Source organism: Pseudomonas coronafaciens pv. oryzae str. 1_6 (genome assembly GCF_000156995.2).
In the GTDB taxonomy this organism is placed as follows: domain Bacteria; phylum Pseudomonadota; class Gammaproteobacteria; order Pseudomonadales; family Pseudomonadaceae; genus Aquipseudomonas; species Aquipseudomonas tremae.
This window is the reverse complement of sequence record NZ_CP046035.1, coordinates 2,711,843-2,728,121: the sequence shown is the minus strand read 5'-3', so window position 1 is coordinate 2,728,121 and position 16,279 is coordinate 2,711,843. Positions and strand designations below refer to the sequence as shown.

Below are 16,279 nucleotides of genomic sequence, written 5' to 3'. Positions count from 1 at the left end.
ACTCAGTGACCGATTTTATGCCGGATGCCTAACTTACTTCAGTTGGGCACGATTAGGCGTCCATTCGTGGGGCAGTAGGTGGCTTATTTCACTCGCCCGCTGCGTCGGCAGGCGCGTGAGTACATCTTTCAGATAGGCATACGGATCATGACCATTCAGTCTCGCCGACTGGATCAAACTCATGATCGCAGCCGCGCGTTTGCCGCTGCGTAACGAGCCCGCGAACAGCCAGTTCGAGCGCCCAAGAGCCCACGGCCGGATTTGATTCTCGCACCAGTTGTTATCGATGGGCACAGCTCCGTCATCGAGATAGCGCGTCAGCGCTATCCAGCGTTTGAGGCTGTAATCCAACGCTTTGGCGATGGCCGATCCCTCAGGCACCAGCTGCCTCTGGGCGATCATCCAGGTATGAAGTGCATCGATGATCGGCGCTGCTTTGTCCTGCCGTATTCGCTGCCGGATACCCGGTTCCAGCTCGCGTGCCTCTCGTTCAACTTCGTACAAGGCCGCTATGTAGTGCAGTGCTTTTTCAGCGATCTGGCTCTTGTTGGTCGCGTGCAGATCGAAGAACTTGCGGCGCGCATGGGCCATGCAGCCGATTTCCGTAACGCCCAGTTCAAAGCCTGCCTTGTAGCCAGCGAAGTCATCGCAGACCAGCTTGCCGTTCCAGTGGCCGAGAAAATTTCGAGCATGTTCGCCAGCACGGCTCGGACTGAAGTCATAAACGACCGCAGCAAGTTCAGATAACTGGCTGGTGGCATAGGCCCAGACGTAAGCGCGATGAGTTTTCTTCGCGCCAGGCGTCAGCATCTGTACCGGAGTTTCGTCGGCGTGGACGAAGCCGTGCGTCAGCACGGCTTCGCGCAGCGCATCGACTAGCGGCTGGAGTTGCACGCCGCAGTTGCCTACCCATTGCGCCAGAGTAGAACGAGCGATGGACAACCCGGCACGGCCAAAAATTTTCTCCTGCCGATACAGCGGTAGATGGTCAGCGAACTTGGCCACCATGACGTGGGCGAGCAGGCCTGCTGTCGGGATACCCTTGTCGATGACGTGCGCCGGTACCGGTGCCTGGATCAGCGTTTCGCATTGTTCACAGACCCATTTCCCACGGATGTGGCGCTCGACGGTGGACACGCCCGGTGTGTAGTCGAGCTTTTCGCTGGCATCTTCACCGACGCGTTTGAGGGCGCAGCCGCATTGGCAGTGGCTGTTGTCCGGCTCGTGATGGATCAGCGTGCGTGGAAATTGCGGTGGCAGCGGTGCGCGCTTGGGTTGCTGGCGCAGTTTGGCTCCGACAGCTGCCGGTTGCAGTGCCTCAAGCTCCGCTTCGATAGCGGCGATATCGGTGTCGATCAAATCGTCAAGCAAGCTGGCCTGATCCGGACTTAGCTGCTCGCTGCGCTTGGCAAACTTGAAGCGCTTGAGCAGCGCGATCTCATGGGCCAGCTTCTCGTTGACCGATTTGTGATGGGTGATTTGCTTGTCCATTGTCTCGACGCGCTGGATCAACTGCGCCGCCAAGGCCCGCAGTTGTTCAGGGTTTAATTGATCGAGATTTGGATGCGAAGTCATGCCGCCGATTTTGTCAGAGAGGGCTGGTGGCGACGATAGGCTGATGGGCCCCGACGTTTGAGGACTGCACAGAGGAACGCCTGTCTGGGGTTGTCGAGACCCTGCGCACGCTTTCCGGTATCGTGCCTTGGATTCGCAAGCTCTCGGTCTAGAAGGCTCTCGGCTGGGATGAATCGAGTGAATCAGTTGGTTGGCTCACTCTATTCCCATCGGCTAGGTAGCAGGACAGGCTCCTCAGTCCAGGCAGATAAGTAGTCAACTACTTACGACCACCATCTGATCCACACATTCGTCCGCACTTCTAGTCACTCAGGCGTCACAGGGGCGGGCGCGTTCCACCTCGCGGGTCTCGATCACCAGCGACCTTGGGCTTGGCATTTGCTATCAGCGTTCCTCACAGCCGAACTGGACTCCCAGATGGGTCAGGCAGCTGGCGTCATCAGCCCTACTCTGGCGGCGGATCCAAGGTGAAGATCTACTCGCTGCCACCCGTAAAATTATCTGCGCCTACTAGCCCAGGATTCATCCCCGCTCGCAAAGCTCGTTTTGCATGCGAAGTCATCGAGTCCTGAGAAGAAACCAAGGTACTCGATCCGGAAAAATCAGTGATGCGCAAATTGATCCAATCCGTGTGGCAGGGTTAAGAAGCGATATGTCATGCCCCATTTGCGGCTCGCATACCTCATCCCACCGCCGGGTGACATCTGCCACCGTCCAAACCCCATGGCCGATCTGAAACACATGGTTAGTGCCGGCGCGAACAAGCGGTTGACTGAAATCTAGATAGCTTTGCGGGATGAAGATGTTGAAGTGCGCGTGATCTAGACTTATCAGATTTTGATCCAGCTCGTCCTGAAGGGAGTGTCGGCCACTGACGAGCAGTACAAGCGCCAGTGTTTCTGAAGGCGAGCTACTCAAGCTCTTCAATGCGACTGGGTCTTTATCGGCGCGTGCCTTGAGGTAGCCGTACACATCATCTGCCGCCAACAGAGGGCGAGCAAGTCGACCATTGTGCTCAATGAGTGAGTTGCTCAGCGTGCTGACCACTAGCTCACCAAGACCATTGAGTTCATCAGCTTTTATTGCGGTAAGGAAAAGCGCCCAATACGGGGCTTCATCCTCGCTCATACCTGCACAGCAGCTCGCGTAATGCTCTATCAATATTCCGCTCAGTTGCTCCAGCGCCTCTTTCAGATTGGCGTTATTCATCTTGAGTTCCCCAGCCAAGTGGGCAGCGGCGCCGGCCCAGCCCAAGATTCTTGCTATACGCTGGGGAAGGTAGAACAGGTCGGGGATGCCGTGTCGGCATAAAGAGCTAGGATGTTCTCTAAGCGCACCAACGACGTCCCAGAGTAAGTGCTCAACCTCCACGACTATCTCATGGGCCAGCCCTATGACGCAGTCGCGCGAGGCACCGTCTTTTTGGGATGAGTGAAGGAGCAATGCAGCGCACGTCGCGCTTAGTTCGACCCTTGAGAAACTATTGGAATGACGCCTTGCCCCCTTCTCCAATGACTGCCATATACCGCCAATGAAAACGCCCGCAGCTCCGGGTATGTCGACCAAGCGATCGACGAACTTGGAAAGGATGGGAAAAAGGCTTTGAGCCATGAGCTCATGTTCCGGGGCAAACATCAGCTTGTAGAGTTCGGTGGAATGACTGCTGATCGCTTGTCCTGCCGGTGACGCAGGTGCGATGCCGGTAAAACCCAGCAAGGAAGAAGTTTGGTTTTCGGTAGCATGTGGATTGCCGAACAGCGGCATATGGCCATAGAGATTGACGCCCCAGACTGAGGGCATCTGCCCTCCTTGGGTCTGTTGTGACACGTACTGTGCAGCGGGTCGGCCTATATCCAGCAGATCAAGCATGCCTGCTCGCGACCCCGTGTCGATCTCCCCATCCAGCACTTTGAGCAAGCCGATAGTCCCGTACCCGCCTTGACTCGTCTCGCTGGCGTACTGGTCTGCTGCCGATGATACAAAAAATGAGACGCCGAACGTTTTGGCTTTTCCAATCACTTCAGGCTTCAGCAATATACCCAGATTGGAGACCATGCCAGCGGCATCCAGCACCATTCTTTCACGACGCAGCAATTGCAGTCGGGAAAACGATCTCTGACTAGGTTTTGTACGAAAAGTCGGTGCGGGTAGAATTGCCGCCATGATTGGCTGGAGGCCCGCATGGCAAAGCGTTACGAACTCTCCGACGCATCGTGGGAATTGATCAAAGACCTGGTTTCTCCAGAGCAGAAAATGGGTCGCCCACGCAGTGATGATCGCCTGGTACTGCATGGAATCCTTTGGATCCTGTGCTCGGGCGCTGCGTGGCGCGATCTTCCTGAGCGCTTTGGGCCTTGGTCAACGGTGTATCAGCGTTTTCGTGACTGGCACGACGACGGCACGTTCGACCGAATACTGGAGCGCTTGCATATTCGACTGAACCGGGAAGGACTGATCGATCTGGACACCTGGATGATCGATTCCACGGCGGTACGTGCAACCCGAGCCTCTTCAGGCGCCGGAAAAAAAGGGGGGTCTGAAGAACCGCTAGACCATGCCTTGGGACGCAGTCGAGGCGGCCTTACTACCAAGATTCACATGGTCTGCGACGCCAATGGTGTTCCCTTACGTTTCATCCTTTCGGCGGGGCACGCCAGCGACATCGCTCACGCCCAGCCGCTGCTGGATCAGGTGCGAATTCCCGGTAAGCCGGGGCGACCACGCAAGCGTAGTCGCTGGTTACTGGCTGACAAAGGCTATGACGCAGAACACCTGCGACAGTACTGCGACCGTTACCGAATGCAGCCGGTGATTCCGCTGCGCGCCATGCCACGCAAACCCCGGCCAGGCTTGCCCCGGCTCTTTGATCGTCCAAAGTACCGGCAGCGGAACATCATTGAGCGGATGTTTGGCTGGCTAAAGGAGAACCGCAGAATAGGCACTCGCTACGACAAGCTGGCCAGGAGCTTTGCAGCCATGGTCACGCTGGCCTGCAGCCTACGTTGTATGCGGCAATACTTTTCGTACAAAACCACGGAAAAAGCTCGCGTGGTCAGCGATGATTTTCGCCGAAGGTTTGAATGTCTTCTTCATCTAGCTCATCCATAGCCTCGGCTACTCGGTGGTCGAAGCTGTCGGGGTCATCGTCCTGGCGGTTCAGTGTTTCACGCTGCTGTGCTTCCCAAGCGTGCCCCAGAATGAGCTCATCACCGTTATCTGCACTCCCATGGATATGAAGTACCTGATCAGGATCAATTCCATAGATCTTGGCGAGGGTGTTCGTGTAGTTGAAAGTCAGATAAAACGCCTGAGGGTCAAGTGTCTGGAGCTGCACGGGGGCACTGCTGGCGTCAGGGATGGGCAACGAGCTCACCCATTTGCTGAACAGCTCTTGAAGGTGGATGACAGGCCGGAGGCTACTCGCTCAATCTCGTATTGGAAATCGTGGTGTCCCGAATCACTCCAGTCATCGTCACCATATGACCCAAGGAACTGCGTACGCTCATCTACAATGCTGTCAGTATCGAGGTAAGCCAGCGAGCTCTCAAGTTCCCCCCAATATTCCCCAGCAGGAACGTAGTCCTCGACCCATTCAAAAACCTCCCGGTCATTCGCTCGCACGAAGTCCTTAAATGCGCAGTAGCTTGATGGAATGCCATGATACAGATCGAAGCCGTTGCCGATAACGTAAAGCTTTTTTGCATCCATTCAGGTCTCGCTCGGTCTAGTCAAATCGCAAATATATCAGTGGGTTAGCTGCCAATGCACAGGTCACAGGCTGGAGTGGTGTAGCCCCTCACACGAATGATCAGCGTGTGGAGACGACTATTACGATTTCGTGGTGCAGCACTTCGCCCAGCTGTATAGCTTGGACAAAACATAATTCTGGGCAAGGTACTCTTGTTCCAAACGGATAATGCTTTGCGCGGATTTGATAAGCGACTCAAACAGCAGGCGCTCCTCCGACAATAAACCCACAGCAGGAAGGTTCGTTGAGCGCGGCTCCTCCACGGAAAAATCCATGTGCGCCATTAAGGTTTCGTGATCCATCATCAAGGCCGTAATCCCTGGCAGTGCCTGCCTGGCGTGAGCAAGGATAGTCAGCCCCCAGCTGTCGATGTCTCCCCAATATGCTATATCCCGCTCGGCGAGCCATGGAGCCATACGCCATTGGGTGTTCCGGCCGCCGCCAAAGATGGCGACCGTGTCTGGAAGTTCGGGCAAGGCGTAGCCGGGCTTGGTGTTCTCCACGACCAACACCCTGCGACCAGGTAATGGTCGTGCCAAAAACTCTTCGAGGGGAATCTGTAATACTGAGAAGCCACCCATTTGCTGCCTAAGTTCTGGACACAAGGGTCGAATATAGAGCCAGTTGCTCGGGGTTTGCAGGCAGCCGAGCCAGGCCTCCAGCCCACCGGCTTCACACAGTGCCCCATTGTGGATGACATCAAGCAAGGTGGTCAGCAGAGGTGTGTGCGTTTCCAGAAATTTGGTATCAATCCCTTGTACAGGCACCCCCCGCAGGTAACACCCATCCCCCATACCCTGACGCAACTGTGGCAGCACCTTCGCCATCTGCTGGGCAGCACGATGACTCATTTGCTCGACTACAAGAATCTGGCCAATGAGGGTGTCATACAGATTTCGATCCACTGCCAGAAGGGGTTCCATGAGTGCCGCCCAGATCTGAGAACGCTGGACGGCTGCCGGCCCGATGGCTTCAATCAAATCTTTAACATTCGAAAGATCAAGCCGCTCCGGTACCTCGACATCACCCACCACTCGATACCTGCGGGTTACCCACTTAACCTGACTTTGCTTGCTCCATTGCCGCCATGCATTGACCCAGTTGTGGAAGTGGTCAATGTCCATCAATGCATCGCCAGCCGCTGGTGGCTTAAGCGTCAAGCTGATCGGAAAGCGCCGCGTGCCCTGCAGTCGCCCCCGTAGATTGGTTGCGTTATCCCATTCAAGGCGCTCGACCTCGCGCATGACATCGGTTGGCAAACGCCCCCAACTGCGCATTAGAGTTGCTCCATCTGAATGCCCAGGCCTTCAGCGACCCCGGCCAATTGGGTTTGCTTAGCTTCCCGGCGTTCAGCGCTTTGCTGGTCAAGTTGATCCCAAGTGATCTGGCTCAGGCGACTTTCATGGCCATCGATCTTACGCTCGGCGATGATCAGAGAGCGGGCTGAATCACGAGCCAGGTTCAGGTTCTTGTAGGGTGTAATCAAATTGACGTGAATCTTAAGCTCACGAAACACCCGCAGCACGCGGCGACTCACCTTATCGGCAGTGTTGGAAAAGGCCTCATCCAGGAAAACGGTGCAGTACATCGGGTGCGGAGCACCATCCGGGGTCAACACATAGGCCAGACTGGCAGCCACGATGATGCCGGCAAACGACTCCTTCTCCCCACCGGACTTGCCTGAAGATGAGCGAAGCACATCACGCACGGCGCCGGTTTCCTTCACGATTTCGTTGGCATAGAACGTCATGCGGTAGCGCGAATCCAAGAGGCGTTGACTCTCCAGGTTAATGGCGGTGGCTGAATTGGTAGCCTTTTCCAGCTTGCTGATCAGACTACAAAGCTCGAGGAACCGAGACTCGTGATCAACGCTTGAGGCATGCTTAAGAACCGAGCCCAGTAAGGCTGTGAATTCTTTGACATGCGCGTAGTGTTCATCCTCATGTTTCAGCCGCAGGAACGTGCCGTGGTTGAACTCAGTACGCTCCAGCACTTCGTTGATGGTGGCGATACGATCCCGAATGTCCTCACGCTCGTCATCAATGGCCCGTTGCATGCGGCCCAGGGACTGGGTGGTATTGTTGTTTAGACGCTGCTGGAAGCGCTCAACCAGATCGGGCAGACCCTCGTTATTAAGCTTGTCGAGGTAGTCGATGTAATCCTGGCGACCCTCGATAGTCGTCAACCAGTCATTGGCAACCAACGGCCACTTTGTCTTGAAGCTGTTGATGATCGCGATCATGCGGCCGTTGTAGTGATTCGCTCGTTTGCCAATCGAGTTCAATGCATCATCTAGGAACTCTCGCTGGGTTTTCTCCAGTTGATTGAGTTTATCCAGATGTTCCAAGGTAAGAATGCCAACACGCAGGGACAATGACTGGCGCACAGCGTCTGCCAAGCCTGCACTGGCAGCAAGGGCTGAGACCTGACGACTTTTGTTGGCCTGCTGGATCTCCAACTCGAGCCCACCGACCGCTCTGGCATTTTGGTTTTGCGCATTGCGGATTTCCTGGAGCTCTTTTTTAGCCAGTTCAAGCAGCGCCTTCGCCTTACTCAGATCGCTGTCCGGAGCATTGATGGCCGCTAGGTCGTTCTTTAGGGTGTCCAGGTGTTGCTTTGCCAAAGTGACGTCAATTTGATCCCACAGGGTTTGAGCCACACGTTTCCAGATGGCCTCAGAGGCCAGTAGGATGTCCATTTCCTGACGTTTTACAGATTCATCGGATCGGGCGGAATCGAGGCCTTCCCGCAGGCGCTCCCCCTCTTCCTGGAGTGCCGCCAGTCGGCTGAGGTTGTTGAATCCGAGGTACCAGTTCTTTTTATCGTCGACGCGTGTCCCGTCCTTCTTCTCAAAACGCCCCTTTTCCATGTGCACCAGGCCCTCGCGGGTCATGGAGTAAGGGGTATCATTGAGCACTTCTGTGGAATCCACACAGTGCAGGTCGAAACGCGCCAGATGGCGCTTTAGCCAGTCGCGATACGGATGTTCTTTCCATTCTAGTTTGCGTAGGAACCCGTCGCCGAGGAACTCCGGGTTGCGCTCGGTGTTGCTGACAACCTGGACACGAACATGCAGGCCAGTGTGTCGGCTGTTTACCCAGCCGGTAACCATGCGGAACTTGTCTTCGGGCACCAGCAACGTTGTCCGGTGGCCCCCAAGCGCCCGCTCAATAGCACCGCGCCAACGCGCTTCGGTACTGCGCACGTCGAGCAGCTCACCGATAAATACGACGCCATCTTTGTTGAGTTGCAGGCTCTCAACCATTTCGTCCCGCAGGCGCTGAAACGCGGCGTCAATGTTGGAGTTGGGCCGCTTCTCAATTTCACTGATCTGGGCCTGCAGGTTCTTTATCTGTTGGGTAATGCCCGAGAGAGCGCCACGCGACTCGCCGAAAGCATTCTTCGCATCGTCAATCTGAGCGGGTAAATCAACCAGGACAGCTTTGGCCGAAGCGATGTTGTCCCGCACGGCGCTCGCGGTAAGCGTTTCAGCAAGCCCAAGATCACGAGTGTCCTTCTGGTAGTCATGGGCCTTATTGGTCGTGGTCTGGAAGCCCCTCTCCGCATCCTCAACCTCACGCCGCAGGCTATCAAGGCGATCACCGCCCTGCTGCTGGTAGGCGTGTAAAAGCGAGGTTACACGCTCCTCATTCCGCGACACCGATTCAGCCAAACGCTTACCGTCCGACGTCAGGTCATCCAGCGAGCGATCCAGATCTTCACAGCGCATTCCCCAGAGTCGGTTGCCCTGCTCACCGAAGAATGCAGTCAACCCAGTGGCCTCTGAGTTGACCTGCCCTTGCTCCTCCAAGGAACTCTCATAGTTCCGGTTATGGTCTGGCAGGATGCTAAGCACCTCCTTTTGCTGCTTAGCTGTATCCAGCTCATTGTGGACGGCGATCAGATCGTCGAATTCCTTAACAACCCCAGTAGCCAGATCGCGAACTTTGCTTGGCTCCAGCACCAGTTCACGGATCAGCGCTGTCAGGTCATCAATCTTCTTCAGACCCAATGCACGCTGCAGCAGCGCCGGCGCATTGGAGTTTTCCATGCGTAGCAGCCTAGTGAAATACTCTTGGTACGCAGAAAAACTGTTGTCGAAGTGCTTAAGCATTGGGTCGTCATCGACATACTGCTTGAGCTGGCGCACGTTGTTGGAACCAAACTGCTGCAGGAGCACTTCCAGACTGACATTCCGCTTACCTACCAGGTAGAAACGCTTGAGGTCAGTCATGGAGGCGCCGGCTTGGCGAATCCAGAACATGGAAACCAACGTTATCTCGGAGCCGTCGTCGGCCCGGTATAGGGCACGCAAGGCGGTCATGGTGGCGCCATCGCGCTTCATCAGGTTGAGGGTTTGAGAACCGTCGTGGGCTGTCCCGTAATTGCCGCGAATATAGGACATCAGGTTGCGATCTGAACGATCACCTTGCGAGGCTGCGATGTTGAATGACGTTTGCCCAGGTCGGTTGAGCAGTGCCATGTGCGCATCGATGAGCGTCGACTTACCCGCACCGTTATCACCGGTGATCAGGGTGCCTTCAGGGTCGATCACTGCCGTGTGTAACCCGTGGAAGGAACCCCAGTTGTAAGCCGAGATCTCCGCTAGGCGGATCTGTCCTGTAGAGAATAGATCGCCAAAGCTGGTATTGGTCGTGTCAGACATCGTCTTCTACCTCCTGTTGACCCATCACACTCCCCCGTTCGGCCAGCAGCTGGTACTCGCTTAACAGGGTATTCAGGAAGTCGGCATTGACCACGTACCGAATGACCGGGGTGATTTCCAATCGCTCACCGTCGCCGCGCACATTCGCCAGCAGGCGCTTTTCGCGCAGCTTAGCTATAGAGCCATTGAGGGTCTTGCGCTCAAGAGCGCTGCTGTTGGTGAGCTTCAAGAAAGGGGTCATGAGTTCGGCGATGGTGTCGACATCGATCATCACCTTGTTCTCACCAATGACTTCCCGCTCCTGGTAGTACTTGCGCAACACCAGCAGCACCAGGGTGTCGTAAAGCGGCATAGTGCGTTTTCCAACTAGGCTTGAGCCATCCTCGTCTGTCAGATCCTCGAACCCGGATTCGCTCAAGTCCTGCTCGAGAAGGATAGCAATGCCTGCTTTCTGGTCTAGCGTCATACACAGCAACATGTTGGCCAAATGAGCGGCGATGAGTGCTCGGTGCTGGCAGAGCGCTTCAAAAGCCAAGCGTTTCTTTTCCGCCCGCACAACACCCGTGTTCAATAGCAGCCTCAGGGCCCGACGAGCCTCCGCTGGCATGATGTCGTAGACAACCTGTGATTCAGGTTGGACGGCCACTTCGTCAAGTTCGCCGGGCTCCTCCTGCTTTGCCAGTCCTTCTTCCCGGTGTCCTGTATCGGCCAGGGCAGTGACTGCCACTTGGCGGTAAGTGTCGAAGAGCGACGGTGCCAAAGCATCGTTGTTTTGGTCTTCACGATTCATAGGGGGAGGCTCTCTAAATTCTCCGGGAACTGGTCGGCGCTCAGGAGTAGCACGGGAATTTTGGCACGTATGGTCTGACCTTGTCGGTCAGCGACCACCAGATGCTCGACGCCCTCGAGGGAAACCGCTTCAATGGCTTTAGCGATGCGGACAAGGGCGACCAACTCCTCAAGCCCGCCCTGAATAGGGCGCAACTCGGCGATCTGAGCCAGGCTCATCGGCCCTTGGCTTTTCAGCAGGTCGCGCATGGCTTCGGCCACCTCCTGAATCTGAACAGCCTCTAAACACTCAAGAATGGTGTCACTCACAGTGGTCTGGTTACTTTGCGGAACCACCTTGCTGGTATCCAGGCTGGCTTGCGGTTGCATCAGTCGAATGCTCGATGGCGAGCTAACCGAGAATGGCCCGCTGGCTACATATACCTTTAGTGAGGTGCGTGGGCCAATGTCTTGATCCTTAAAGGTGACTGCGAGTTTTTCCAGTTGGCGCAACACCTGCTCGACTGCCCTGCGTTCGCTCTGAGCACCAGCCTCGACAAATGCCCTGAGGCTTTCCTGGGTGCGGCGACGTATCGAAATTACCCGCTGACTTTCGCTACTCAGCTCACGAACCAGATGTGTGAGAAAACGGATTTCTTGTGCATTCAGGTGGGATCTGGCAGTCGGACGATTCAAAATTGACCGGATTTGCTCACGGAATTCTACGCTCCTGTTCTCGTCGCAGAGGAGCCTGAAAAAGCCGTCAAACGCCTGACCAGCGTCTGTCTGCAAAAGTGCATCTTCATTATCCAGAAGGTTCTGGATAACCAGGCCACGACCGCCTTCCGATTCGATCATCTGAACACGGATGCTTTGGTCAAGTTGACGGATGTCATCCTCAACCCGGCGAAAATCACCGGTTAGCCCGGAGGCCATCTGGTAGACACCGCGTACTCGCTCACGCTGTTCGGCACTGGATAGCTCGGGCACGATGCCTGCTTCCAGCCGCATGACTTCTTCACTCAGTTCTGCCATCCGTTCACGCAGTACGAGCAAACGCTCTTCAGCACTCGGGTTGAGAGCGACTGCTAGGTCTCGTACAGCGTCTTGGACTCGGCGTAGGTGGGTGGCAGATGTCGTGGTATCCCTGCTCTCAAGACCCTCGACAAATCGCAGTGCCTGATGAAAGGCGTCAGTACGGGTCAGGTGGTCATCATGCTCACGCATCCAGCCGGCATGGATCCAGTTGCGCAGGTGCGAGTTGGCGTTGTCTTGCATGCCATACGCTCCCTGCCAGGTCGGCAACTCCGCCTCAAGGGCGGCTTTTGCACGTGCGAACAACACCTCTTGTTCGTCAGCAAACAGGCTGTCGATGAACGCCAGGATAATCGGTGCCGAATCTGCACGCAGCAAGCGCCAGGCAGACTGTTCACTATGCAAACGACGATAACGCGCTTGCTTCTCGTACAAACTCATCGCGCCTCTCCAATAGTAGTGAGCTGCAGCATCTCTGCTCGTGGCGAGACGAACCTGGTATCCCATGCTGAGACCTCAATCCTAAAGGATTACAAACCCATCTCAATATGCCGTCCCCGGACGCTTACGTTCAGGGCCTCACCCCTAGGGCTGGTAGTCTGGTTCAGACCCTGCTGTACAAGGCCGCCGTCGCGTATGCCGATCCTGACCTCCATCTAAGCCAATATAAGCCATGTCATGTCGTTCGGGTATTAAGGGGCTACGGGCGTCGTGAGCTTCATTTCTGAAGGGTGGCGACACGTCGAACCTACATGGAGACAGAAGAGGCTGACCAGGTTTCGGAATCTCCAAGGGGCCCCGTACCTGTTCAGAAACGTATAGAAACGCCAATGGGAGATTTCATTAAGGCGGAGAAAACGCCTACGAGATTTGCTAAAAACTGTAGAAACGAATCAGGCATCTTCCAATAATTTGCAAATCGATGATTAGAAGTCTATATAGATCAACGAAATAGACGATTCTATTCCTTTCGCAAACGTATCATCGGGCGTCAGGGCGTTACTCCGCTGCGCTCCTGCTGGAGCTGGCTCAGCCAACTCCGAAATCGTTAGACCACTACACTTAGTCACAGAGAGGCCCTGAGCACATGAACCGCCGATAACTGCTTTTCTGCTTCGCAAGCTGTAAGAGTTCTTTCACAGTATTCTCGACTCAGAAAAACGATTGTGTCATTACCGTCAGGATTGTCGGAATAACCAGGGTGTTTTGAAATCTCTGTGAGCAAGTCTTCGGAGACTGGAGCGACATGAAAATGCGCGTTGAAATCGAGAGAAAATCCCAATTTGTAAAACATTACTTTGTACGGGGAATAAACCTTTGCCAGCAGACGCTCCGAGGTTTTCATCACTAAACCTAGAGATGACATGGCTTCGTCGCTCAAATCGCTGAGACCTGAAGCCGTCTCTTCAGACGAAATTATCAAATACCCGTCATAACGTGAATCTCGCCGATGAGTCACTATCCAGTGGGGGTGGCTGAAAACTCTTAGCTCGTCCATGTGGCTCCTGCTAAACGACGTGTTTTATGACCGTTAGGCCGACTGTTACAACCTAAATTTCTTGCCCGATGATATGCAACCAAGTTATCGCAGCGGCTTATCGCTGACCACTGATGAGTAGATCATGAATGACCGATGCTCAAGATGTCTGGAGCGAGCATGGCCTGGCCAGTCGCCTCATCTGCGCCTACCCTACCCCGCGCGATAAATCCCCAAGAAGCCTGATATTCATGAGCAAGCATCAGAACCGTCAGCAACTCCTCCCGGTATATGCATTAGGCCCTAGAGTTGGGGCTTACTGCTATAACACCCTTCATTTGTATGCGTCCGGTGCTGCTTTACTTGCGACCGGAATGATATGGTCAACCCCTGAATTAGGCGCGATAGGTGCTCTATGGCTGGCGCACGCTGGTTTTGATCGAATGCTCGGCTATGGCCTGAAGTTACCACAAGGCTTCACTTATACCCACCTAGGTAAAATCGGTCGTTGATAAGTAGGCAGCCTTTCCATGGTTCGCTCCTAAGCGCACTAGCACCGCGCCCGGGCAGCAAAAAATCCAGGAGTTCGAAGCACGGATCGCCCGTCTTGAGCGGGAGAAATCCATTGCCTGCAACACCGCTGGAACGACGGGGGTGTGACCTGGAGACACCTCACGATTGGTGGACACGTTGAGTTATTCAATACTGGTCAATACCCCGCTTCTTGATCCGCTCAGCAAGGGTGATAAAAATGTTTGACTTCGGCATGCTCATGAAAAGCCACTGCACTCACCCAGGCCCTCTGTGCCTGCTAATGGCTTTAACACTGTGTACGCCTTTCTCAATAGCCCATGCAGCAAACCCGCCCCCCAACTCGACAGGTATAAACGCGACAAAAAGCGGCACCCAAATGAACGACATTCCCCCACGCCTTCAGTGGGAAGCAAACTATGGTTATTGCGGTGAAACGGCGCTCATCAGTGCCGGCCTTTACTATGGCCAATACGTTTCACAGTTCGATGCCCGCGCAATCGCAAGCCCGAACATCAGGCAATCCAAGCGTGGCAGTCAGTTACTGTTGGGGGTGAACGATGCGGCTGCTGCCACTAAAATGCGCCTGAAAGCTGTTGAGTGGAACAGCCCTACTATGGCGAATGCAAACGAATTCCTGGCATGGGTCAAGGACAATGTGTTGGTCGGTTACCCGGTCATCATCGGCGTTTACGAGAATTTTTCTCAGTTCGAAAATGAAAATGGGAGCCAAGGCGATGGTGAATACGACCATATCGTTCCCGTCATTGGCGTATCGTCTAGCAAACCCGCTACCCAACCTGCTGCCTATTACGCTGATGACGCCATTACGTTCAGCGATAACGGTCTTTGGTCGCCCGATAGAAAGCCGGCCTATCGTTACCGCTTTAAGTTCGGAGCATTTCAGGCGAATCGAGAAGAAGCCAATGACGAGAATCGACCGCTGTATTCATTACCCAGCGGCGGAAAAAACTATGGCGTGGCCATCACCGGGATTATCGACCGGGACGGCAAGACGCTTCCGGTTCGCCTCACCACCGATGTGAATGAAGAAAAACCGGTGATGGATGAAAACTCCAATAGCCGTCCTGATTCCGCGAATCTGAACTTGAACTTCACTGTCTCGGGGCTCAAGCCAGGCGTGGCGTACAACCTGTATCGATACAACAGCTTCGACAACGTGCCTGAGTCAGGTTTTAACGCAAAAGCATCGAAAGCGAACAAACACTGGGAGATCAACATCAAAGAGGGGGCGACTTACGTACTGAAAGAAACTATACGTTCAGATCAGGTCGCCGTATACCGAGCCGTTCCAGGGACGGCTCCATAAGCCAGCCAGTGCGGGCACATGAGCGGCGCGCAGTGGCAGCAGGACTTTCATTAGCTATGCGATTGCTGCGATGTTCAGGTGAAGAGAAGATGGTCGAGAGAAGAGAATTCAGCCGTACAACATTGCGCAAAAATTTCCGCTATCTGGACAATGACGAAAGAGAAACACCGTCCCAGGCCAGTATTGGTTTCTTGCTGCTCCAGCACTTCTCACTGCCCGCCTTCACCCAGGCCCTGGATACCGTGGTCACCGCGAACCTGCTAAGGCCTAATCTTTTCACATCCAGAACGTTCGGATTGGCCGAGCATGAAATTCAGAGCGATCTGGGGCTGATCATCCGTCCCGATGCTGTTCTAAATGTCAGCGAACTCAAGGAGCTTGATCTTCTCGTCGTCTGCGGCGGCTATAGGACTGAGCTCAAAATCGATCCATCTCTTACGGCCCTGCTTCGCACGGCTTCGGAATGCGATGTGATTCTGGCCGGCTTATGGAATGGCGCATGGTTCCTGGGCGCTGCCGGGCTTCTTGATGGATACCGATGTGCCATTCACCCCGAACACCGATCTGCGCTGGCCGAGATATCCAGAATCACCCATGTGACCAGTGAGGCCTATGTTTTGGATCGAAACCGAATGACTGCTTCGAGCCCGGTCGGCGCATTTCAGATGGTGTTGGAGTGGATCAAGGGCCTGCATGATAAGGAGCTGGTTGAGGGCATCGAGGACATTCTGTCTTTCGAAGCCTCTCGTTATCGCAGGATCAAACCGTCAAGGCATCTGTCCGTCAGTGCTCCATTGAGGGAGGTCGTCAAACTGATGGACTCAAACCTTGAGGAACCTCTGGAACTGGAACAATTGGCCGTTTATGCGGGACGGTCCCGGCGTCAGATCGAGAGGCTGTTCAAGGAGCAACTCGGCACCACGCCGCAGCGCTATTATCTAGAGTTACGTATAACCGAGGCCCGTCGCCTTATTCAGCACACCGATCTCTCTCTCACAGAGGTCGCAGTCGCCTGTGGTTTCGTCTCACCGAGCCACTTCAGCACGTGCTACAGCTCTTACTTCGGCTACCGACCTTCCAAGGAAAGTCGGCACGCCATTTAACGCATCTCCTCAACCAGCACAAATTGCTACATCGCTCCAGGCTGGA

At 54.8% G+C, this 16,279-nt stretch carries 10 protein-coding genes and 2 pseudogenes; 4 read left to right on the top strand and 8 right to left on the bottom strand.

Features of this window, described 5'->3' with window-relative positions; all coding sequences use genetic code 11:
- Window positions 1-33: 33 nt before the first annotated feature.
- Both tnpC and POR16_RS12340 read right to left on the bottom strand, forming a co-directional pair.
- Window positions 34-1,575, bottom strand: a complete 1,542-nt coding sequence (tnpC, locus tag POR16_RS12345; protein ID WP_122381299.1) for an IS66 family transposase — start codon at window positions 1,573-1,575, stop codon at window positions 34-36.
- Between the two features lie 558 nt (window positions 1,576-2,133).
- Entirely contained in the window at window positions 2,134-3,669 is a 1,536-nt protein-coding gene (locus POR16_RS12340) for a caspase family protein (RefSeq protein WP_234887636.1), read from the bottom strand.
- Between the two features lie 87 nt (window positions 3,670-3,756).
- Here POR16_RS12340 and POR16_RS12335 point away from each other — a divergent pair.
- Window positions 3,757-4,608: pseudogene (locus POR16_RS12335) on the top strand (IS5 family transposase); the annotation flags it as partial.
- 19 nt (window positions 4,609-4,627) lie between these two features.
- On the opposite strand, the pseudogene POR16_RS27260 reads toward POR16_RS12335, so the two are convergent.
- From POR16_RS27260 to POR16_RS12300, 6 genes and pseudogenes are all read right to left on the bottom strand, one after another.
- Window positions 4,628-5,283 (bottom strand): annotated as a pseudogene (locus POR16_RS27260) (bacteriophage abortive infection AbiH family protein).
- Window positions 5,284-5,403: 120 nt separating this feature from the next.
- Complete coding sequence (locus tag POR16_RS12320; protein WP_005886891.1) at window positions 5,404-6,600, bottom strand: DUF3322 domain-containing protein; 1,197 nt, start codon at window positions 6,598-6,600, stop codon at window positions 5,404-5,406.
- Entirely contained in the window at window positions 6,600-9,989 is a 3,390-nt protein-coding gene (locus POR16_RS12315; RefSeq protein WP_005886893.1) for an ATP-binding protein, read from the bottom strand. The genes POR16_RS12320 and POR16_RS12315 overlap by 1 nt, the downstream gene beginning before the upstream one ends.
- Window positions 9,982-10,779 (bottom strand): DUF4194 domain-containing protein, encoded by a 798-nt coding sequence (locus tag POR16_RS12310; protein WP_005886895.1) that lies wholly within the window; start codon window positions 10,777-10,779, stop codon window positions 9,982-9,984. The genes POR16_RS12315 and POR16_RS12310 overlap by 8 nt, the downstream gene beginning before the upstream one ends.
- Window positions 10,776-12,233 (bottom strand): DUF3375 domain-containing protein, encoded by a 1,458-nt coding sequence (locus POR16_RS12305; RefSeq protein WP_005886897.1) that lies wholly within the window; start codon window positions 12,231-12,233, stop codon window positions 10,776-10,778. The genes POR16_RS12310 and POR16_RS12305 overlap by 4 nt, the downstream gene beginning before the upstream one ends.
- A 625-nt stretch (window positions 12,234-12,858) precedes the next feature.
- On the bottom strand, window positions 12,859-13,290 hold the full coding sequence (locus tag POR16_RS12300) for a hypothetical protein (protein WP_005886899.1): 432 nt from the start codon (window positions 13,288-13,290) through the stop codon (window positions 12,859-12,861).
- A 128-nt stretch (window positions 13,291-13,418) separates the two neighbouring features.
- Between POR16_RS12300 and POR16_RS12295 the strand changes: the two genes are divergently transcribed.
- The 3 genes from POR16_RS12295 to POR16_RS12285 all read left to right on the top strand — a co-directional run bounded on the left by POR16_RS12295 (window position 13,419) and on the right by POR16_RS12285 (window position 16,233).
- Window positions 13,419-13,781: a DUF4260 family protein gene (locus tag POR16_RS12295; RefSeq protein ID WP_053486418.1), complete on the top strand. Its 363-nt coding sequence runs from the start codon at window positions 13,419-13,421 to the stop codon at window positions 13,779-13,781.
- A gap of 398 nt (window positions 13,782-14,179) precedes the next feature.
- Window positions 14,180-15,130: a hypothetical protein gene (locus POR16_RS12290; RefSeq protein WP_005886901.1), complete on the top strand. Its 951-nt coding sequence runs from the start codon at window positions 14,180-14,182 to the stop codon at window positions 15,128-15,130.
- Window positions 15,131-15,219: 89 nt separating this feature from the next.
- On the top strand, window positions 15,220-16,233 hold the full coding sequence (locus tag POR16_RS12285) for a GlxA family transcriptional regulator (protein ID WP_024671554.1): 1,014 nt from the start codon (window positions 15,220-15,222) through the stop codon (window positions 16,231-16,233).
- Window positions 16,234-16,279 lie beyond the last annotated feature (46 nt).